At 73.2% G+C, this 19,909-nt stretch carries 19 protein-coding genes and 2 pseudogenes; 6 read left to right on the top strand and 15 right to left on the bottom strand.

Annotated features, from left to right (window positions below):
* Positions 1 to 151 precede the first annotated feature (151 nt).
* Together ACFRCG_RS41625 and ACFRCG_RS41620 are read right to left on the bottom strand one after the other, a co-directional pair.
* Positions 152 to 661: a MarR family winged helix-turn-helix transcriptional regulator gene (locus tag ACFRCG_RS41625; protein ID WP_380041409.1), complete on the bottom strand. Its 510-nt coding sequence runs from the start codon at positions 659 to 661 to the stop codon at positions 152 to 154.
* A gap of 201 nt (positions 662 to 862) precedes the next feature.
* Entirely contained in the window at positions 863 to 2,062 is a 1,200-nt protein-coding gene (locus tag ACFRCG_RS41620) for a DegT/DnrJ/EryC1/StrS family aminotransferase (protein WP_380041407.1), read from the bottom strand.
* A 118-nt stretch (positions 2,063 to 2,180) separates the two neighbouring features.
* Between ACFRCG_RS41620 and ACFRCG_RS41615 the strand changes: the two genes are divergently transcribed.
* On the top strand, positions 2,181 to 3,116 hold the full coding sequence (locus ACFRCG_RS41615) for an aldo/keto reductase (RefSeq protein ID WP_380041405.1): 936 nt from the start codon (positions 2,181 to 2,183) through the stop codon (positions 3,114 to 3,116).
* On the top strand, positions 3,113 to 3,889 hold the full coding sequence (locus ACFRCG_RS41610) for a FadR/GntR family transcriptional regulator (protein WP_380041403.1): 777 nt from the start codon (positions 3,113 to 3,115) through the stop codon (positions 3,887 to 3,889). The genes ACFRCG_RS41615 and ACFRCG_RS41610 overlap by 4 nt, the downstream gene beginning before the upstream one ends.
* Before the next feature lie 67 nt (positions 3,890 to 3,956).
* Here the strand turns inward: ACFRCG_RS41610 and ACFRCG_RS41605 are convergent, their stop codons facing one another.
* On the bottom strand, positions 3,957 to 4,772 hold the full coding sequence (locus ACFRCG_RS41605) for an SAM-dependent methyltransferase (protein ID WP_380041401.1): 816 nt from the start codon (positions 4,770 to 4,772) through the stop codon (positions 3,957 to 3,959).
* A 177-nt stretch (positions 4,773 to 4,949) separates the two neighbouring features.
* On the opposite strand from ACFRCG_RS41605, the gene ACFRCG_RS41600 reads away from it, so the two are divergent.
* Positions 4,950 to 5,381, top strand: coding sequence for an STAS domain-containing protein (locus tag ACFRCG_RS41600; protein WP_380041399.1), 432 nt, complete (start codon positions 4,950 to 4,952; stop codon positions 5,379 to 5,381).
* Here ACFRCG_RS41600 and ACFRCG_RS41595 read toward each other — a convergent pair.
* Both ACFRCG_RS41595 and ACFRCG_RS41590 read right to left on the bottom strand, forming a co-directional pair.
* A complete protein-coding gene (locus tag ACFRCG_RS41595; protein WP_380041397.1) occupies positions 5,292 to 6,278 on the bottom strand; it encodes a sigma-70 family RNA polymerase sigma factor in 987 nt (328 codons plus the stop codon). The two genes, ACFRCG_RS41600 and ACFRCG_RS41595, sit on opposite strands and share 90 nt — an antisense overlap.
* Positions 6,279 to 6,388: 110 nt before the next feature.
* Entirely contained in the window at positions 6,389 to 6,712 is a 324-nt protein-coding gene (locus ACFRCG_RS41590; protein ID WP_380041395.1) for a ubiquitin carboxyl-terminal hydrolase 14, read from the bottom strand.
* Between the two features lie 349 nt (positions 6,713 to 7,061).
* Between ACFRCG_RS41590 and ACFRCG_RS41585 the strand changes: the two genes are divergently transcribed.
* Both ACFRCG_RS41585 and ACFRCG_RS41580 read left to right on the top strand, forming a co-directional pair.
* The gene (locus ACFRCG_RS41585; RefSeq protein WP_380041393.1) at positions 7,062 to 7,988 is read left to right on the top strand and encodes an SDR family NAD(P)-dependent oxidoreductase; all 927 of its coding nucleotides are present in this window, start codon (positions 7,062 to 7,064) and stop codon (positions 7,986 to 7,988) included.
* Between the two features lie 35 nt (positions 7,989 to 8,023).
* Positions 8,024 to 9,007, top strand: coding sequence for an alpha/beta fold hydrolase (locus tag ACFRCG_RS41580; RefSeq protein ID WP_380041391.1), 984 nt, complete (start codon positions 8,024 to 8,026; stop codon positions 9,005 to 9,007).
* Between the two features lie 44 nt (positions 9,008 to 9,051).
* Here ACFRCG_RS41580 and ACFRCG_RS41575 read toward each other — a convergent pair whose 3' ends face one another.
* The 7 genes from ACFRCG_RS41575 to ACFRCG_RS41545 all read right to left on the bottom strand — a co-directional run bounded on the left by ACFRCG_RS41575 (position 9,052) and on the right by ACFRCG_RS41545 (position 17,872).
* The gene (locus tag ACFRCG_RS41575) at positions 9,052 to 11,280 is read right to left on the bottom strand and encodes a HelD family protein (protein ID WP_380041389.1); all 2,229 of its coding nucleotides are present in this window, start codon (positions 11,278 to 11,280) and stop codon (positions 9,052 to 9,054) included.
* Positions 11,281 to 11,680: 400 nt separating this feature from the next.
* Positions 11,681 to 13,249 carry a putative Ig domain-containing protein gene (locus ACFRCG_RS41570; RefSeq protein ID WP_380041387.1) on the bottom strand — a complete coding sequence of 523 codons (1,569 nt, stop codon included), beginning with the start codon at positions 13,247 to 13,249 and terminating at the stop codon, positions 11,681 to 11,683.
* Positions 13,250 to 13,528: 279 nt separating this feature from the next.
* Positions 13,529 to 13,657, bottom strand: coding sequence for a hypothetical protein (locus ACFRCG_RS41565; protein WP_380041385.1), 129 nt, complete (start codon positions 13,655 to 13,657; stop codon positions 13,529 to 13,531).
* Positions 13,658 to 14,011: 354 nt separating this feature from the next.
* Positions 14,012 to 15,034: a TIGR03617 family F420-dependent LLM class oxidoreductase gene (locus ACFRCG_RS41560; protein WP_380041383.1), complete on the bottom strand. Its 1,023-nt coding sequence runs from the start codon at positions 15,032 to 15,034 to the stop codon at positions 14,012 to 14,014.
* Positions 15,031 to 15,936 carry an SDR family NAD(P)-dependent oxidoreductase gene (locus ACFRCG_RS41555; RefSeq protein WP_380041381.1) on the bottom strand — a complete coding sequence of 302 codons (906 nt, stop codon included), beginning with the start codon at positions 15,934 to 15,936 and terminating at the stop codon, positions 15,031 to 15,033. Before ACFRCG_RS41555 ends, ACFRCG_RS41560 begins: the two co-directional genes overlap by 4 nt.
* A 95-nt stretch (positions 15,937 to 16,031) precedes the next feature.
* Positions 16,032 to 16,664: a response regulator gene (locus ACFRCG_RS41550; RefSeq protein WP_380041379.1), complete on the bottom strand. Its 633-nt coding sequence runs from the start codon at positions 16,662 to 16,664 to the stop codon at positions 16,032 to 16,034.
* Positions 16,661 to 17,872: a sensor histidine kinase gene (locus ACFRCG_RS41545; protein WP_380041377.1), complete on the bottom strand. Its 1,212-nt coding sequence runs from the start codon at positions 17,870 to 17,872 to the stop codon at positions 16,661 to 16,663. Before ACFRCG_RS41545 ends, ACFRCG_RS41550 begins: the two co-directional genes overlap by 4 nt.
* Positions 17,873 to 18,137: 265 nt before the next feature.
* Here ACFRCG_RS41545 and ACFRCG_RS41540 point away from each other — a divergent pair, with 265 nt between their 5' ends.
* Positions 18,138 to 18,695, top strand: a complete 558-nt coding sequence (locus ACFRCG_RS41540) for a heme-binding protein (protein ID WP_078978721.1) — start codon at positions 18,138 to 18,140, stop codon at positions 18,693 to 18,695.
* A gap of 281 nt (positions 18,696 to 18,976) precedes the next feature.
* Here ACFRCG_RS41540 and ACFRCG_RS41535 read toward each other — a convergent pair whose 3' ends face one another.
* The 3 genes and pseudogenes from ACFRCG_RS41535 to ACFRCG_RS41525 form a co-directional block, all read right to left on the bottom strand.
* The gene (locus ACFRCG_RS41535; RefSeq protein WP_380041375.1) at positions 18,977 to 19,195 is read right to left on the bottom strand and encodes a hypothetical protein; all 219 of its coding nucleotides are present in this window, start codon (positions 19,193 to 19,195) and stop codon (positions 18,977 to 18,979) included.
* A gap of 251 nt (positions 19,196 to 19,446) precedes the next feature.
* Positions 19,447 to 19,653, bottom strand: a pseudogene (locus ACFRCG_RS41530) (family 1 glycosylhydrolase); the annotation flags it as partial.
* Between the two features lie 127 nt (positions 19,654 to 19,780).
* A pseudogene (locus tag ACFRCG_RS41525) lies at positions 19,781 to 19,894 on the bottom strand (family 1 glycosylhydrolase); the annotation flags it as partial.
* Positions 19,895 to 19,909 lie beyond the last annotated feature (15 nt).

Here is a 19,909-nt window from a genome sequence, read left to right as displayed (position 1 = left end):
GCCTTGGCGACCGGGGCCGGACTCTTCTCCCCTGCAATGTCGGCGATTTCCGCCGGTGGCGAGTGTGTGTTTCGGGGTCTCGTCGCGCTTCCCGTGACCCCCGCGGCCACGGGTTTGGGCGGTTTCGAGTTACCGCTTCAAGGCCGCGGAATCAGGACGTGATGCCCGCTCGCGCACCCGGGTTGGCGGTGTCGCGCACCACCCGGAGGCCGTCGAGGAGGCCGTCGAGCTGACCGTTGGCCAGCGGATCCAGCAGCCAGGTCTGGATCAGTTCGACGTGGCCGGGCAGGACACCGCCGATCCGGTCCGCGCCGTCGCGGGTGAGCACCGCGAACAGGGCCCGGCGGTCGGTGGGACAGTTCTCGCGGGCGACCAGTCCTTCCTTTTCCAGGCGGTCCACCACTCGGGTCACCCCTGAGGTGGACAGCGACGTCTGTGCGGCGAGATCGCTCATCCGCAGGCGCTGTTCCGAGGACCGGGCCAGGCGGACCAATACGTTGAAGTCCACCGTGGACAGGCCGTGCTCGCCCAGTTGTGGGCTGAGACGATCCATCAGGCCGGTGTAGACCTCCACGAGCAGGCCCATCGCGGTGATGCGGGGGTCGTCGAAGGGTGTGGTCGTCGAAGGGGTGGGGGATGCGGCTCTCGGGGGAGTGTGCATCCGTCCATCATAGCCAGTAGTTGACAAGTGGAATATGTCAGCTAAATATGTTGTTCCGGTCGATATCCACTGGACAACTACCCTGCCCGCGAGGGCGAGGCGATCCGGCAGGAGGACCGAGGTCCGGACGCCGGCACACACGAGGGCGGGGCCGGGTGCGACGTGCGCCCGGCCCCGCCCGTCGCCGCGCGCCGCGCCGTTTCAGCGGCTCGCCAGGAACGCGTCGACCTGCTCGTGGATGTAGGCCACGTCGCCGGCATCCATCCGGTGGTTCATCGGCACGATCAGCGCGCGCTCCATCACCCGGTCCGCGTGGGGGTAGCCGGCCGGGTCGGCGCGGTGCACGATGTCCTTGAAGCCGGGCTGGCGCAGGATGTTGCCCGACCACACGGTGCGCGTGGACACCCCGCGCCGCTCCAGCCAGGACTGCATCTCGCCCCGACTGAACGGGACGTCGTCGTTCAGCAGGATCGGGAAGTTGAGCCAGCCCGTCTCCAGGCCCTCGGTCTGCCTCGGCGCGGTGAACTCCGGCCGGGCGTCGAAGTAGGCGTGATGGGCCGCGAAATGCTCCCGACGGGTGGCCAGGAAGCGGGGCAGCTTGGCGAGTTGGGCCAGACCGAACGCGGCGCCGAGCTCGGACGGCTCGAAGTTCCAGCCGATCTCGTCGAAGATGAACAGGTTGTCGTACAGAACGCCGTCGATCTCCTCGAAGAAGTCGCGATTGCCGCGCTTGGAGCCGAACAGCTGCACCTCGCTGCGCCGGCCCCAGCGGCGCAGCAGCAGGCCGCGGTCGCGCAGGTCTTCGTCGTCGGTGAGCACCATGCCGCCGTTGCCGGCGCACGTGATGATGTGCGACATCGCGAAGCTGGTCACCGAGATGTCCGAGCGGGTGCCGGTGGGGGTGCCGCGCAGGGTGGCGCCGAGCGCGTCGCAGGAGTCCTCGACCACCTTCAGGCCGTGCCGGTCGGCGATCGCCCGGATCGTGTCCCAGTCGGGGGCGTTGCCCGCGAGGTTGGGGGTCAGGATGGCCCGGGTGCGCGGGCCGATCAGCGCCTCGATCCGGGCCGGGTCGATCTGGTAGGTGTCCGGCTCGACGTCGACGAGCACGGGCACCAGGCCCGCCTTGACCATCGGCGCGATGTCCGTGGAGAAGGTCAGCGTGGAGGTGATGATCTCGTCGCCGGGCGACAGGCGCAGCAGTTCGATCGCCAGATACAGCGCGGAGGAACCCGAGTTGCACATCAGGCCGTTGTGCTTGCCGAACAACTCCGCGACGCGCGACTCCATGGCCGCGACGTTGGCGCCGATGCCCATCGCCGAGGGGGGTCCGTTCAGGACCGCCAGCATGGCGTCGATCTCGGCCTGGTCGTGCACGCTGCCGGCGTACGGGATCTTGCGCATGAGTGTGCCTACCCTCGTGGTGGTGCCGCGATCGCGGGCGTGGCTGACGGTGTGTCAGGTGATGATGCGTCATAGCTATCATGGCTATGATGGGCGGACAAGACGACGGGAGCAGGGCGTGCGATACACCACGGTGGGCAAGTCGGGTCTGAAGGTCTCCACCATCGGCCTGGGCTGCAACAACTTCGGCATGCGCATCGATCAGGGCGGCGCCGACAAGGTGGTCGGCGCGGCGATCGAGGCGGGTGTGACCCTGTTCGACACCGCCGACGTCTATGGCGGGGGGCAGTCGGAGGTGCTGCTCGGCAAGGCGCTGGGCAGTCGCCGCGACGACGTGGTGGTGGCCACCAAGTTCGGCGCCAAGGTGGCCGAGGGGCCGTACGGCCGGGGCTCCTCGCGCCGGCACGTGGTGCGCGGCTGCGAGGCGAGCCTGCGGCGCCTGGGCACCGACCACATCGACCTGTACTACCAGCACTACGCCGACCCCGACACCCCGATCGAGGAGACGCTGGGCGCGCTCGACGACCTGGTCCGGGCCGGCAAGGTGCGCTACGCGGGTACGTCCAACCTGACCGCGTGGCAACTCGCCGACGCCGCGCACCTGGCCGGCGGTACCCGGTTCGTCGCCGCGCAACTGGAGTGGAGCCTGCTCGACCGCACCATCGAGCGGGAACTGGTGCCCGCCGCACGGCACTTCGGCGTCGGCGTGATCCCCTACTTCCCGCTCGCCTCCGGTCTGCTGACCGGCAAGTACCGGCGCGGCGAGGCGTTTCCCGAGGACAGCCGGTTCGGCGCCATCCCGCGCTTCGCGCAGGCGGTGGCCACCGACGAGAACTTCGCCGTCGTGGAACGGCTCACCGACTACGCCGAGGGGCAGGGGCTGACCCTGCTCGAACTCGCCCTGTCCTGGCTCGCCGCGCAGCCCGAGGTGGCCTCGGTCCTGGTCGGCGCGACCCGCCCCGAACAGATCGCGGCCAACGCCGCGGCCGTCCGCGAGCTGACCCCGACCCAGGTCGCGAAGGCGGCCGAACTGGCCGTGGCGGTACCGGCGTGAACCCCGCGGCGCAGCCGGTCCGCGCCGGCGCCGAACGGTCCCTGCACAACGCCGGCATCGCGGACGAACTGGCCCGCCGGCTGCGCCGCCGAATCCTGGACGGCCCGCTCCGGGACGGCGACATGCTGCCCAAACAGGACGACCTGATCGCCGAGTTCGGCGTCGGGCGCACCACGCTGCGCCAGGCGTTTCGGATCCTGGAGACCGAGGGCCTGATCACCGTCAAGCGCGGCAACACCGGCGGCGCGGTGGTACACGTCCCGCAACCGGCCGACGCGGCGCACATGTTCGGCATGGTCATGCACGCGCGCCAGGTCCGGCTGGACGACCTGGCGCAGGCGCTGCGGCGGCTGGAGCCGGTGTGCGCGGCGCTGTGCGCGGCACGGCCGGATCGGGCCACCGAGGTGGTGCCGTGGCTGCGCGAGGTGCACGCGCGGATGGAGCGGGCCGTGGCGGACGGGCCGGCGTTCATCCGGGCGGCGCGCGACTTCCACGAGGCGCTGGTGCTGCTGTGCGGGAACGAGACGATGAAGATCCTGCTGGGCGCGGTCGAGGTGTTGTGGGCGCAGCAGGAACAGGAGTGGGCCCGGGACGCGTTGGCCGACACCGGCGAGCGGGTGCGACGCGCGGGACTTCGCGAACACGAGCACCTGATCGCGCTGATCGAGGCCGGCGACGAAACCGAGGTCTACCGCGAATCCGTCCGCCACCTGGAAGCCGCCCAGGACTACCCCCTCAAGTCCCACTCCGCGACCCCGATCACGTCCCCGTAGCCGCCCCGGCGCATCCCCCGCAACCCCCCGGCACCCTCACGCACCGGCGGGTTGGCGGGTTCGGTGGTCAGTTCTTGCGGCCGACCGCGGTGTAGATCCAGGACTGGGACAGGCGTTCGGGCGAGAGGTCGGCGCCTTCCGCGGGGCGCCACAACGGGGCCTGGACCAGGCCGGGTTCGACCAGGTCGACGCCGGTCAGGTAGCCGGCGATCGTGGCGTGCGGGCGTGGCAGCATGAATTCGGCGTCGTCGTTGATTTCCAGCACTCGCTCCGCCGAGATCGGCGGCAGGAAGTCCGACGTGGTGTGCGAGGCGATCAGCAGGCTGCCCGAAGGCACCGCGTCGAGCAGCCGGTTCACGATGCCCGCCGGGTCCTCCGCGTCCGCCACGTAGTGCAGGATCGCGACCAGGAGCAGCCCCACCGGGCGGTCGAAGTCGATCACCTCGCGCACCTCGGGGGCGGCCAGGATCTTCTCCGGCTCGCGCACGTCGCCCATGGTGAACGTGGTCCGGCCGCGATCGGTGGCGGGCATCAGCGCGCGGGCGTGCGCGAGCACGATCGGGTCGTTGTCCACGTAGGCCACGCGGGTCGAGGGCACGATCTCCTGGGCCACCTCGTGCGTGTTGCCCGGCGCGGGGATCCCGGTGCCGATGTCGAGGAACTGGTCGATGCCCTGCTCGGCCGCGTAGCGGACCGCGCGCCCGAGGAAGGCCCGGTTGTCCAGGGCGGTGACCGAGGTCTGGGGGGCGACCGCGATGAACCGTTCCGCCAGCTCACGATCGACCGGATAGTTGGTCTTGCCGCCGATGTGGTAGTCGTACACACGGGCAGGATGGGGACGACTGATGTCGATCCCGGTCGGCGCCCAGTCCTGCTCGGACAACGTGTCATCCCCTCGAAGTCGGTACGGCGTCAGCCTACGACACCCAAACCGACCACTTCACAAGGGATTTGACCGACCCTTCGCAGTCGCCGCGCGGCCCCGGGCCCACGGCCCGTGATGAGTTTCGGCCGGCGGAACGGTCATAACCGGGTACAGCGTCGTCACAGGAGGTCGTCGATGGTCGAACCACCCGAACCACCCCAATCAGCCGAACCAGCCACCTCGCAGCCCGTCGCCGCACTGATCGTGTACGCCCCACTCACCCGCGCTGATGTGCCCGGCCTGTGTGCGCGTTTGGTCGAGTTGCTCCACCGCGAGCGGGCCGACCCCTTCCCGTGCGACGTGAGCGCCCTGGTCCGCCCGGACCTGGCCGTGATCGAGGCGCTGGCCCGCCTCCAGTTGACCGCGCGCGGACTCGGTCGATGCATCCGTCTGCGCGGCGCGTCGGGCGAGTTGCGCGACCTGCTCACCCTGACCGGCCTGGACGAGATCGTCCCGGCCGGTCCGAGGGCGGCGGGGCTACGCGTCGAGTGTCGCCGGGAGGCCGAACAGCGGGAACAGGTGTGGCACGTCCAGGAACGAGTTGAGGCCGATGATCCGTCCCTCTGAGATCTCGATGACCTGCAGCGCCCACGGCTCGAAGCCACCGCCGGGGCTGGGGCGGTACTGGCCGAAGCCGGGCGTGCCGTTGGCCACGATCGGGACCAGGCGCGAACCCCGGCAACCTATACCGGTGCCCAGGAACCACTCGCGGATGTCGGCGTGCCCGCGCAGCCACAGCTCGTACGGCGGCATCGACAAGGTCGCGTCCTCGCGCAGCAGGGCGGTGAGCGAGTCGAGGTCGTAGCGCTCGAAGGCGTCCACATAGCGGGCGAGCAGCGACTGCTGCTCCTCGTCCATCGGCCGCACCGGGTCGGTCGCGGTGACCTCGTTCTCGGCGAGCGCGGCTCGGGCGCGCTGCAACGCGCTGTTGACCGAGGCGACAGAACTGCCGAGCAGTTCGGCCACCTCGCTCGCCTTCCAGGCCAGCACCTCGCGCAGGATCAGCACCGCGCGCTGGCGCGGAGGCAGGTGCTGGAGCGCGGCGACGAAGGCCAGTCGTACGCTCTCGCGCGCGACCGCCACCTCGGCCGGGTCGGCCACGCTCGGCACGACCCGGCCGTCGGGGATCGGCTCGATCCAGGTGGCCTCGGGTCGGGCCGGCGTCAGCGCGGAAGAGGCGGGCACCGGCGAGGACAGGTCCATCGGGCGGGCCCGGCGCTCGCGCCCGTTGAGGCTGTCGAGGCACACGTTGGTGGCGATCCGGTACAACCACGAGCGCACCGACGAGCGGCCCTCGAAGCGGTCGAAGCTCTTCCAGGCGCGGACCATGGTGTCCTGGACCGCGTCCTCCGCCTCGAAGACCGAGCCCAGCATCCGGTAGCAGTAGCCGGTGAGCTCGACCCGAAACGGCTCGAACTGCTCCTCGACCACGTCGGCGCCGTCCGTCGCCACCAGGTCACTCATCGGAATCTCCCGCGGATTGGGGCTTCATCGACCACGCGGCCGAGTCTAGGCAGCCCCACCGACAATCGCCCGGGCACGACGCGGCCCGCCCGGGCCCGGGCGCCGCCGGGTCAGTCCACGGGTACCGCGACCAGTTCGTCGGCGTAGCACCACGCCCAGTCCTCGCCGGGCTCGAACGAGCGCACCAGCGGATGGCCGACCTCGCGCCAGTGCGCGCTCGCGTGCCGGTTCGGCGAGCTGTCGCAACAGCCGACGTGCCCGCAGGACAGGCACTCCCGCAGATGCACCCACTGCGTGCCGTCGCGCAGGCAGTCCTCGCAGCCCTCGCTCGAGCCCGCCCGCACGCCCTCGGGCAGTGTGTCGAGGTGCGCACAGGGCGTGTCCGTGGGCCGTCCCGCACCGTCCTGGACCACCTGGTACTGCGTCCCGGCCATCGTCGTACTCCTCATCCGGCGCGGCGGGCGGCACCCCTTTCGTGCGCCCGATCATCCCCTGCCTACCACGCGGACCTTCCCCCGCACCCGGACCGCCACGCGCGCCGCGATCATGCGCCTCGGTCACGCGGCCCGGTCGCGCGCTTCGATCACCGGTCCGGTCGCGTGCCCCGGATCCGCGTCTCGGTCCCGGCGCGCTTTCCGCCCGCCGGCCGGCTCGTACCCGCTCTTCCGTGCCGCTCACGGCCCTCAGTAGCCTCCGATTGGCGGCGTCGACCCATGCGGGCGGCGCCTCGACGGGCTGCAAAGGCCAGTTATCGGATTATCCGATTATCCCCAGGGAGTACGCGTGATACGGGACTTCACCGGACGGGTGTGCGTCGTCACCGGCGCGGGATCGGGCATCGGCCGGGCACTGGCGACGGAACTGGCCGCGCACGACGCGCGCCTCGCGCTCGCCGACGTGGACGCGGAGGGACTGGCCGAGACCGCGGCACGGGCCGCCCGGCTCGGCGCACGCGAGGTGCACACCGAAGTCCTCGACGTGGCCGACCGGGCCGCGGTACTGACCTGGGCCGACGCCACCGCCGCGCGCTTCGGCGGGGTGGACCTGGTGGTCAACAACGCGGGAGTGGCGCTGACCGCGGGCGTCGAGGAGATGTCCTGGGACGACTTCGAGTGGCTGATGGGCATCAACTTCTGGGGCGTGGCGTACGGCACCAAGGCCTTCCTCCCCCACCTGCGCCGCTCGCCCGACGGGCACCTGGTCAACATCTCCTCGGTGTTCGGCCTGTTCGGCGTGCCGTCGCAGAGCGCCTACTGCGCGGCGAAGTACGCGGTGCGCGGCTTCACCGAGTCGGTGCGCCAGGAGCAGCGGGTCCTGGGCTCCGGGGTCGGGGTGACCACCGTGCATCCGGGCGGGATCCGAACGAACATCGCGCGCAACTCGCGCGCCGCGGCCGGGCACGACAAGGGCCGGGTGGTGGCCCTGCACGACTCGGTCTCGCGCACCTCGGCGCAGCGCGCGGCGCGGATCATCCTGAGCGGGGTGCGGCGCGGCCGGTCCCGGGTGTTCGTCGGCGCGGACGCCACCGCGATCGACGTCGGCTCGCGGCTGCTCGGCTCGGTCTTCGAACCGCTGGTGCGGGTGGTGTCCCGGCGGCGGGGGTCGAGCACGCCGATCCCGGCCGGGCCCGCGCTCTCCTCCCCCGACGGGGTGGGATCGGCGCCGGCTTTGTCGGCGGAGGGGTATTCGGACCCCGTTACCGGTGGGTAGAAAGTAGCGGAGGGGCGCACGCGCGGGAGGCGGACATGGCGACGGACACCGGGGGCACCGGGACTCTCCTTCGGCACGACACCACGATCCACACCGGCGACGGCGCGGCGCTCGTCGCGCGGGTGGCCGGGCCGCCGGACGCGGCCGTCACGGTGGTCTTCGCGCACGGCTGGACGCTGCACGGCGAGGTATGGCGCCCCCACGTCGAGGCGCTGGTGGCGGCGGGTGTCCGGGTGGTCACGTACGACCATCGCGGACACGGGCGATCCACCGCCGGGCGGGCCTTGCCCTGGACCATCGACCTGCTGGGCGACGATCTCGCCGACGTGATCGACGCGATGGCCCCCGGCGGCCCGGTCGTGCTGTGCGGGCACTCGATGGGCGGTATGACGATCATGGCGCTGGCCGCCACCCGGCCGGAGCTGTTCGGGTCGCGGATCACCGGGGTGGTCCTGGTCGGCACGTCGGCGGGCGACCTGGTACCGACCGGCCGGGGGTTTCCCGCGTCGGTGCGGCTCAGGTCGGTCGCGCAGACCCGGTTCTTCGCGTTCGGACAGCGGTATCCGCGCGTGTTCACCCGGGGCCGCACGCTGCTCCCGGGCCCGGACCGGCCGGGTCACCTGCGGGTCGTGCGCCGGAGCCTGTTCGGTCCCGACGCCGATCCGATCCTCGTGCGCGAGTGTGCGCGGATGTTGTTCGCGACGCCGATGACCACCGTCTGCGGCTTCTTCCCGGCGCTGGCCCGGCACGACAAGGCGGGCGCGCTGGCGGCGCTGGGAACCGTACCCGTGCACATCGTGGTCGGCGCGCACGACCGCCTCACCCCGCTCGCGCACAGTCGGGCGCTGGCGGCCGAACTGCCCGACGCCACGCTGCACATCGCCGCCGACTGCGGCCACATGGTCTGCACCGAGCGCCCGGACAGCGTGATCGATCCGCTGCGCGAGATGTGCGTGGGTGGTGTGTCCCGCACCCGAACGCCGGACGGACCGATGCGGTCCGGCCCGTCCGGCGTTTGAGGACAGCCGGCCGCGGGCCCGGCTTCCGGGTGTGCCCGGGAACCTCAGCTCGGCTCGATGCCCAGCAGTTCCGCGGTCCAATCCGGATCCCCCGTGACCACGGCAAGCAGCCGGGTGGCCCGGGTCAGCGCGACGTAGAGCGTGCGCATGCCGTTGGGGGACTGTTCGACGATCCCGCGCGGGTCGACGATCACCGCGACGTCGAACTCCAGGCCCTTGGCGTCGAGCGCGTCCATCAGCTGCACGCGCGCGTCCAGGCCGGCCAGGTCGGCCGCCAGGTCCTCGGTCGCGCCGACCGGGGTGACCACGCCGATGGTGCCCTCGACCGCGTCGAGGAGTTCGCGCACCAGCTTGCGCACCACCGGACCGGTCCGCTCCCCGGCCGTGGCGTGCACGGTCGGCGGCTCGCCGCCGCTGCGCACCGCCCGCGACGGTCGGGCCCCGGGCACCGCGCGCACCAGCACGCGGGCCGCGACGTCGGCCACCTCGACCGGATTGCGGTAGTTGGTGGTCAGCTCGAACTCGTACCGGCGGCGTTCGCGCAGCGCCGCGGCCATCGCCTCGGCCGACGCGCTCGGGTCCTCCCAGGCGCTCTGCGCGGGGTCCTCGACGATGGTCCAGGTCGCGTGCCGGCCGCGGCGGCCGAGCATCCGCCACTGCATCGGGGTCAGGTCCTGCGCCTCGTCGACGACGATGTGCGCGTACTCGACCGGCTCGTCCTCGTCCTCCTCGCGCGCCCGGCGCGCGCCGCGCCCGCCGGACATGCGGTCGGCGTAGGTGGTCACCTCGGTGATCTCGTCGGGCACGTCCCGGCCGACCGTCTCGCCGCTGAAGATGTCCCGGCCGTCCACCACGTACGGGTTGTCCTCGTCGGGACTGCCGTGCGCCGGGGTGCGCTTGCGCGGCAGCGGCCCGAGCAGCCCGGCCAGCTCGTCCATCAGCGCCACGTCGTGGAAGGAGACCTCGCCGGTACGCGCGGTCCGGGCCCAGGAGCCGGCCAGCACGGCCACCTGCTCGGGCGTCAGGTCACGCTCGAAGCGGCGCAGCCGCTCGGGGTCGGCCAGCCCCGCCAGTACGTCCACCGGTCGCTGCAGCGGCCACCACGCGCGCAGGAACGCGGCGAACTCGTCGCGCGCGGCCACGTCCTCGTGGAAGGCGTCCTTCTCGCCGCGGCCGGCGCCGCGCGAGAGCAGCCTGCCCCACAGCTCGGTGAGCAGTTGCCGGGCCACCTGGAGGCGGGCGGTGTTGGGGCCGCCGCGGTTCTTGGCCAGCACCTCGCGGCGGATCCGGCGCAGCGCCTTGTGGTCGAGCACGATCCGGGTGCCGCGGTGCGAGATGGCGAACTCGGTCGGCGCGCCCGCGGGCACGTCGGCCACGGCGCGGCGGAGCAGCCCGCTCATCACGGCGGCGCCCTTGAGCCGGGCCGCCGCGGCGTCGTCGTGGTAGGCCGCCTCGACCCCGTCGACGAGGTCGCCGAGGGAGCGCAGCACCGCGCCGCCCTCGCCGAGGGAGGGCAGGACCCGTTCGATGTAGGCGGTGAAGCGGGGGTTGGGGCCGACCACGAGCACGCCGCGCGAGCCGAACCGGCGGCGGTACTGGAAGAGCAGGTACGCGACGCGGTGCAGCGCGACGGCGGTCTTGCCGGTGCCCGGGCCGCCGCGGACCAGCACCGAGCCGTCGATGGGCGCCCGGATCGCCTCGTCCTGCTCGCGCTGGATGGTGGCCACGATGTCGTGCATCGAGCCGTCGCGGGTGCGGGAGAGCGCGGCCAGGAAGGCGCCGTCGCCGATGATCACCATGTCGCCGGCGGCGTCCGGGTCGAGCAGGTCGTCCTCGATGTCGACGACCGAGCGGCCCCGGCAGTGCAGGACGCGGCGGCGGATCACTCCGCGCGGGTCGTCGGGGGTGGCGCGGTAGAAGGCCTCGGCGGCGGGGGCGCGCCAGTCGACGACCAGCACCTCGCTGTCCTCGTCGCGGATGCCGATCCGGCCGATGTGCCGGGTCTCGCCGTCGAGCTGGTCGAGCCGGCCGAAGACGAGGCCGTCGTCGGCGGCGTCGAGTGAGCGGGCCCACAGTTCGGCGCGGTAGACCATGACGTCGCGCTCGACCAGGGCCGCGCGGGTGCCGACCTGTGCCTGCCGGTAGCCCTGCCGCAGCAGTGCCTGGGCTTCGTCGCGCATGTGTTCCAGGCGCTCGTAGGAGCGGTCGACGTGGCCCTGTTCCGCGGCGAGCTCGTGTTCCTTGGCCTGGGGGTCGCCTGCCGGCGCGGGCATAGAGATGCTCCTTGTGACGTGACACAGGTCTGCGCCCACGGTGGACGACGCGTCGACGATCGTATGCGTCGCCGGCGCCGTCTTCCCGCGGGCCGATCCGCCCACGGGGGTTGCGGCTGGGGTCGGGGGTGCTCCCCCGGAGGACAGAGGACACAGTATTCGCGACCCGCGCCCCCGTCCGCGACGCCCGGGCGGGTCGACCCGGGGCAGAACGCCGCTCGGACGCCGGGCCCCGGGGCGGAGGCCCCGATCCCGTCCCGGGGACCGGCGGGCATCGGGCGGATCGGGCCGGGGTGGGAGAGACCGCTCGGGCGCGGCCGGCCCGGGCCGGGGCATGCGCGCGACCGGGCCGGGACGAGGGCCGGTCGGGTGCGGCCGGGCCCTCGGGTTACGCGGTGGTTCAGGCGCGGCGGGCTCGGAGGAGGCGCACCGCGATCACCACGCCGATCAGGCCGGCGCCGCCGAGTATCGCCCACAGCCAGGTCGAGGGGCCCGCGCTGCCGCCACCGCCGCCGTCGCCCGGCGCGAGGGCGGCGCGCGCGGGCCCGGCGGCCTCGACCGCAGCGGTCACGGTGATCCCGAACCGGGCCTTGGCCTCGTGCTTGGCCGGCGCGTTGTCGGAGACGGTGACGCCGAATCCGGTCTCGCCGGCCGCGGTCGGCGTGCCGGTGATCACTCCGCTGTCCGGGTCCAGGGCCAGGCCCGGCGGCAGCGGGTCGTCGGCGATCCAGTGATACGGGGCGGTGCCGCCCTGGGCGGCCAGCTTGGCGGTGTAGGCGCGGCCGACGGTCGCCGGCGGCAGCGCGGCGGCCGGCAGCACCAGTGCGGCCGAGGGCACGCCGTCGACGGCGGCGGAGGGATCGGATTCGCCGACCGCGTTGACCGCGCTCACCGTGTACGAGTAGGTCGTGCCGTTGTCCAGGCCCTGGTCGGTGTAGGTCAGGGTGTCCGCGCCGAGGGTGGCGAGCGGCTCGCCGGCGGCGGCCTCGCCGTTGGTCGAGCGGTGGATCAGGTAGTTGGTGAGCGGGCTGTCGCCGGTGTCGGCGGGCGGCATCCAGGAGAGCACGGCCTGGCCCTGTCCGGCGGTCACCGACAACCCGCCGGGGGCGCCCGGCTTGCCGCTGCCCACCCCGGCCAGGGTCACCGTGCGGCTGCCGCCCGGGATGTTGCCGGTCAGGGTGAGCTTGCCGGCTGCGGCGCCGCGCTTGGTCGGGGTGAACACGACGGCGAACGAACACGAGGACCCGCCGGGCACGTTGGTGTCCGGGCCGAAGGCACACGTGGTGCCGCCGGGGTCGATCGCGAACGGGCCGTCCGCGGTCGCGGCGGAGATCATGAACGGCACGTCACCGCTCACGGTGATCGGCAGGTTGCGGGTGGCCTTCTGCCCGACGGGCGAGGCGCCGAAGTCGACGGCCGGCGGCACGTCGCCCACTCGCGCGGCGGGCACGGTGAAGGACAGCAGCGCGTGCCCGTCGCCGACGCCGCCGGTCGCGGACGTCTGCGCGCCGGGGAAGACGAACGGATCGGCGTACGGCACTCCGGCGCCCGCCGCGGGCGCGTGCAGCCAGGGCATCGGGGCCGAGACCGAGAACAACGTCGTGGCGCCGTCGGCGATCCGTACCACCAGCGTCGCGCCGGCCTGGAGCGAACCGCCCGCGGACACCGCGGCGGAGCCGGCCACCGACGTGCCCTGGATGCCGCCGACCGCCCGGCCGTACACGGTGGCGGTCATCGCGGTCGCGCCGGCCGGCACGGTGATCCGATGGTCGCCGGCCCCGGTGACCGGGGTCTGCACCTGCGTGCTGCCGCCCGGCTCGGTCGGGGCGGCGGGTCGGGAGCGGATGCCGGCCGGCGCCGCGGCCGCGGCGGCCACCGGGGCGAGGGCGGCGAGCACGATCGCCGCCGCGAACAGTCCCGTGCCGAGAGACCGAGGGCGCGGGCGACGACGGCGAATGACGCTGTGCATGGAGATGGACCCCCGGGTGGGCTGCGGCTCTCGATACCGGACGGCACCGGACGGCCCACCCCGACCCCCGCTTTCCCGGGTTCGGCGGATTCCGCGCGCTCGGCTTTCCGGCAGCTCCTCAGCGCGGATGCTAGCGGTCGCGGTGAAGGACCGGGAGTGCCCCCCGCCGGAAGATCACCCGATGGAATTCGCCGTTGTAGGCCGCCTGTACGGGTGCGACCCGGCAAATCTGACCATCCGTCAGATATCTCGTCCGCGAGGCCCCGCTCCGGGCGGCGCTCACGGCCGGCGGCGCTTTCCGGGCGCGGACCAGTCGGCGCCGTCGCGCGAGTCGACGCCGTAGCGGGGCCCGAGCAGGGCGATCGCCGCCGAGAACAGGACGAGGAACCATGCGACGTACGCGTTCACGAAACACTCCCGACGACACGATGGAATCGGCTCGCGGAACGACGGGCCACTTCCCATTCTTCGCATGATCGGACCGCCGCAAAAGGTCCAATCCTCGTCAGGTGGACCGGATTGCGGATTGCTGCGGACCGGAATTGGCGATCCTCCGGCGCGAAGGGCCGTCGACCGGGCATCGTGGCCTCAAGCTCCCGCCGGGCCCGGGACGGTACCGGCGGGGTGGCCGGCGGCGTGCACCTCCCCCCAGTGCGCCGCCGAGGAAGGCGGGCCCGCGGGCATTCCCCCCGCTCGCGGGTCCGTCGCCCCCGCTCCACCCGCCCGGGCGGCCCGGCCAACCGCCGCGCCCCGACCGCCGTTTCACGCCCTGCGCAGCGCGCGCACCACGTCCCGGATCCGCCCGTCGTGCGCCGGATCACCCGGCAGCGGCACGGTGACCGCGTCCGCCAGACCGGCCCAGCGCGCGGTGATCAGGTCCGGCAACTCCTCGTAGGTGGCCATCGGGACGAGCGTGTCCAGCACCTCGTCGGTGACCAGCCGACCCATCTCCGCCCACGCGTCACGGCGGATCATCGCCCCCAGTCGGCCCTGGAGTTCGCCCCAGCCGTACAGGTCGAGCGTGCCGCGATACGCGGGCGTGGAGTACAGGAACGCGAACAGTCGCCGCTGCCGCTCGCGTTCCGCGTCGAGCGCGGCCCGATCCGGACCGGCGATCAGCCGCGTGCCCGCGACGAGTTCGAACCGGCGCGGGGCCGACGCGCGGGCGCGCCCCTCGGCCACGGCCGGGCGGGCCAGCGTCCGCAGGTAGCGCGGATTCGAGTTGGTGGGGTGGGTGACCAGCCCGTCGGCGAGTTCGCCGGCCAGGGCGCACATCCCCCGGCCGACCCCGCCGAGCAGGATCCTCGGCGGCGCGGTGTCCGGGTCCGGGCCGGGGTTGAAGTAGGGCTGCATCCGGGTGAGTCGGTGGTGCGGGCCGTGGTGCGCGGGCGGCTCGCCGGTCCGGAACGCCTCGAAGGCGGCCCGGAGCGCGCCCAGGTAGTCCCGCATCCGCTCGACCGGCGCCGACCACGGCATCCCGTACCGGTCCTCGATGTTCTGCCGGACCTGGCTGCCCAGGCCGAGTTCGAACCGTCCGCCGGAGAATCGGGCCAGGTCCCACGCGCCGTACGCGCTCAGCAGCGGCGAGCGCACGAACGCCAGGGCCACCGAGGTGCGCACCACGATCCGCTCGGTGTGCTCCAGCGCGAGCAGCGCCACGGCGAACGCGTCGTGCACGGTCTCGGCGACGCCCAGCCCGTCGAATCCGGCCGCCTCGACGCGCCGCGCGTAGGCCGGCACCTCGCGCAGCGGCAGCCGGGGGTCCATCCCGGTGTAGACCCTCACCCGGGGAAGTCCTGGCCGACCAGCGCCTCGGACAGCGTCCACAACCGCGCCGCCGCGGCGACGTCGCGCGCCCACGGCGCGTGCTCGGCGCTGATCGCGCAGTCGGCGAGGTACACCCCGCCGACGTCGGCGAGTTCGGGCGCGGTCGCCGCCCACACCTGGGTCGCGGCGCCGCTCTCCACCCGCTTGAGCGGCGGCATCTTGGCGGCGGTGACCTTCTTGTGCAACTCACGCCCGGCGGTGGGGGTCAGGTATCGGCCGAGGTTGGTCGCGACCATGCCCGGGTGCACCGCGTAGCAGCGCACGCCGCGCTCGCGCAGCCGGCGGTCCAGTTCGACGGTGAACAGGATGTTCGCCGTCTTGGACGCGCCGTACGCCGTCCAGGGGTGGTACTCCTCCGGCGCGCTCTCGTAGTTCGGGTCGGCCCAGCGCACGTCGGAGGCGAGGTGTCCGGCGGAGCTGAGGTTGACCACGCGCGCGCCCGCGCCCAGGGTCGGCACAAGCAGGTTGGTCCACAGGAAGTGGCCGAGATGATTCGTGCCGAACTGCAGCTCGAAGCCGTCGGTGGTGCGCTCGAACGGGGTGGCCATCACGCCCGCGTTGTTGATCAGCACGTCCACCCGGGGAAACCGCTCGCGCACCTGTGCGGCGCCCGCGCGGATCGAGGCGAGCGAGGTCAGATCGAGCACCGCGTACTCGACGCCGTCGGGCAGTTCGGCGAGCGCCGCCCGGCCCTTGTCCGCGTCGCGCGCGGTCACCACCACGCGCGCTCCGGCCGCCGCGAGCACCCGCGCGCTCTCCCGACCCAGACCGGAGGTGCCGCCGGTGATCAGCACGGTGCGACCGCCCGGGTCGAGGCCGGCCAGGACCTCGTCGGTGGTGGTGTCGGGTCCGAAAGGCATGGCACACTCCGCACACTGGATGCTTGACTGTGTTTAGCACTATGGAGTGTGGAGGTTGCCTTGGCAAGGCCGCCGAGGCCCTGGGTGACGGTCCGTCAGGTCAGCCGGATCAGCCGCCGCTCGGTGGCGACGCTGACCGCGGCGGTACGGGTGTCCACGCCGAGCTTGGCGTAGATGTGGCCCAGGTGGGTCTTCACCGTGGCCTGGGAAATGAACAACCGGCGGGCGATCTCCGCGTTGCCGACGCCGCGCGCGAGCAGTTGCAGGATCTCCACCTCGCGGGCGGTGAGCGTGTCGTCCGGCTTGCGCATCCGGCTGAACAGGCGGGCGGCCACCTCCGGGGCCAGTACGGTGCGCCCCGCGGCGGCGTCGCGCACCGCCCGGAACAGGTCCTCCGGGCTGCCCGCCTTGAGCAGGTAGCCGGCCGCGCCCGCCTCGATCGCGCGCGAGACGTCCGCGTCGGTGTCGTACATGGTCAACACCAGGACGTGCGGTGGCTCGGGCAGCGCGAGCAGTCGCCCGGTGGCCTCGACGCCGTCGATCCCGCCGACCAGTTGCAGGTCCATCAGCACCACGTCGGGGCGCAGTGCGGCGGCGAGCCGGACCGCCTCCTCGCCGTCGGCCGCCTCCCCGATCACCTCGATCCCGTCCTCACCGGCGAACAGGGCGAGCAGCCCGGCCCGCACCACTGCGTGGTCGTCACAGACGACGAGACGGATCGGCGTCACGGGGCGGCTCCGGGGTCGGGATCGGCGGGCGGGGGCGAGGTGTGGGTCGTGGGGGCCGCGGCGTCGGGGACGGTGGCGGCCAGGGCGGTGCCCTCGTCGGGGGCGCTTTCGACGGTGAGTTCGCCGCCGACCTCGGCCAAGCGGCGGCGCAGCGAGGGGAGGCCGTAGCCGCGCAGGTCGCCGGCGCGGGGCAGGGTCGGGTCGAAGCCGACGCCGTCGTCGCGGATGTCCAGGGCGACCCGGTCCGGCAGGTAGGTGAGGGTCACGTGCACCGCCCGGGCCCGGGCGTGCTCGCGTACGTTGGCCAGCGCGCCCTGGGCGGTCCGGGTGAGCGCGGCCTCGACCGGCGCGGGCAGCGGGCGGGGGTGTCCGTCCACGGCGAGCGCGACGTCGGGCCCGTCGTCGGCGCGGAAGCGGTCGACGACTCGGGCCAGGCCGCCCGCGAGGCCGGGGGCGTCGGCCAGTTCGACGGGTGCCAGGTCCCGAACGAAGCGGCGGGTCTCCTCGACGCCGAGCGCCGCCACCTGCTCGGCCCGGCGTACGTGCGCGCGGGCCGCCGCCGGGTCGCCGTCCCAGGCGCGGTCGGCGGCCTGGAGCAACATGCGCAGGCTGGAGGTGCCCTGGGCGATGGTGTCGTGGATCTCCCGGGACAACCGCTCGCGCTCGGCCAGCGTGCCCGCCCGGCGCTCGCTGACGGCCAGTTCGGCGGCGGTGGCGCGCAGCCGTTCCTGGTCGCTGCGCATGCGGGTGAACACGGCCGTGGCGATCGCGGCGACCGCGGGCGGGCCGAGGAACAGGCTGGGGTCGACCGTGTCGGCGAGCCGATACTGGGCGATCACCACGGCCGTCGTCAGCAGTACCACGGTGCCGATCGCCGCGCGGGTCGGCAGCACCCGCAGGCCCGTGTACAGCAGCGGCACCGCGCACCACGCGAAACTGGGCGCGGCGGTGACCAGCGCCAGCCACGCGGCGAGCACCGCGGCCAGCCAGGCCAGTCGGGCGGGCGAACGCTCCGGCGGCAGCGCCAGGCCGGCCAGGTAGAGCGCGGCGAGCAGCGCGGCGAGCGCGAACACCCACGGGGCCCGGCCGTCGGTGCCGTGCCGGACCGTGTAGCGGCCCAGCGACGCGGCGAGCAGCAGCAGGAATCCCGCGTGGATCACCAACCCGGCGTGCCGGACCGGCCACGGTTGTGTTCGCTGTCGGGGCACGACGTACCTGTTCCCTGTCCCGGTCGGCTCGATCGCGCGCGGCGCGCGGATCGACGGTCGTCTCCACCGTGGGCCGGTTCGCCCGGGCGCGGATCGGCCGATCGGTTGATCTTCGCACCGCCCGACCGGCGTGCCGGGACCGGCGGCTTTGCCGATGGCCGGCGGGCGCGCGGCCGGGAGGGTGGAGGCATCGGGTAAACCACCCGACGACCACCGCTCGGAGACGACGCGGGACGGTCGCGGGAGATGCGAAAGAGGTAGGGCGATGAGCAACTTTTCCACGCGTGGTCGGGTGCTGACCGGGGTCTTCTCGCTGGCGGCGGTCGGCGCGGTCACCGCCGGTGTCGCGGCGGCGCAGGTGCCGAGCGCGACCGAGGCCCGGCACGACGCGCGTCCGGCGCCCGCCGTGGTGCAGGTCAAGACGCTGGGCGTGGACGCCGCGAGCAAGGCCGCGCAGGCCGCGCTCGACGCCGCCGAGAAGGACGGCCAGAAGGTCACCGTGGTCGTGGTGGCCCGCGACGGCTCGACGCGCGTGGTGCTCAAGGGCGACGGCGCGGGCCCGCAGTCGGAGGAGTCGGCCCGGCGCAAGGCGTACACCGCCGTGTCCTGGAACGCGCCGACCTCGGCCCTGGCCCAGCGGGTGACCGCGCCGGGCGCCTCGCTCCGGGACATCCCCGGCACGCTGTTCCTGGCCGGCGCGGTGCCGGTGGCGGTGGACGGCGCCCCGATCGTGGGCATCGGGGTGGCCGGTGCCCCCGCCGGCGACCTGGACGAGAAGTACGCCGCCGAGGGCCTGGCCGCGATCGCCGGGCAGCTGAAGTAGCCGAGCGCCCAGGGGCGATCCCGGGGTGGAGGGGGAGGTCGCGGCCCGCACCGCCGCGACTTCCCCGCCTCCGGGATCGCCCACCGGGCGTGGAGGGCCCGGCCGGCAGGGGTGTTCGTACAGCGCCGCCGGCATGGGCCCGTACACCGCCGCCGGTATCGGTCCGTGCACCGTCCGTCTCGGATCGTACGCCGCCGCGGCCCGCACGCCGCCCGCCCCGGTCCTTGGGCCGCCCGCATCGGCCCATACACCGGAGGGCGCTCCCCCGCCACCCGGCGCGGTCAGCCGAAGAGCACCGCGCCCTGGGCGTTGAAGACCGGGCTCTGGAAGGGCAACAGCAGTTGCGCGGGCAGGAAGCTGTCCGGCGTCAGCGGCTCTCGGGGCGTCTGCGCGGCGCGTGCCGCGGGAATGTAGAGCGAGGCCATCGAGCCGAAGATGACCGCGGTCGCGATCACTGCCGCCTTGCGAAATCCGTGCTTGACCATGGAATTGCCCTTCACCGGGGACGTCGGGGTAATCGAATCGGCGTCCCGCCGCACCGGGGAATTCCGGGCACGGCTCCGCCGCACCGCCCGGGGATTTCATGGCGGCGCGGCAACTCTAAGGTTTTGTCGCCAAAGAAAAAGGCGCCGTTCGCCCTCCCGGGTGACGTCATCGGTTGGCCCAGGGGTCAGGACACGCAATTTCACTCGGAAGGGTGAGGATTGCGCGCCTGCGCGCTCCCACACGTGTCCATGTCCCGTGCCGGGCGTTATCCGGGCCACCCGACGTCGATGCGCTCGCGCAGCCGGTGATACGACGCCCTCGGTATGCGGGTCCCGGTCGCGAAGTCGACATGGATCGGGCCGAAGCGCTGGTGATGGCCCTCGGCCCATTCGAAGTTGTCGAGCAGGGACCACACGTAATAGCCGCGCACGTCGATTCCCGCTTTGCCCGCCGCGGCGACCGCGGTGATATGGCGACCGTAGAAGTCCGGGCCCGCCGGAGTGGGCCGGCCCCGGCCGTCGGGTTGCACACGGGGCCACGGCGATGGAGAAGCGGTAGGCGTCCACGCCGAGGCCGGCCATCAGGTCTGCGTCCTCGGCCCGGCGGTGGTAGTGGTCGCAGGCCACCGCGCCGGTGTGACCGTCGCGTATCCGGCCGGGTTCGGCGCGGAAGGTGTCCCGGATCGAAGGGTCTCGGTGTGCTTGTCCGAACATCGTTTTCTGGGTTAA

This window comes from Embleya sp. NPDC056575, assembly GCF_042793325.1.
GTDB lineage: Bacteria > Actinomycetota > Actinomycetes > Streptomycetales > Streptomycetaceae > Embleya.
Note: the sequence above shows the minus strand (reverse complement) of the source record. Positions and strands in the feature narration are given on the sequence as shown.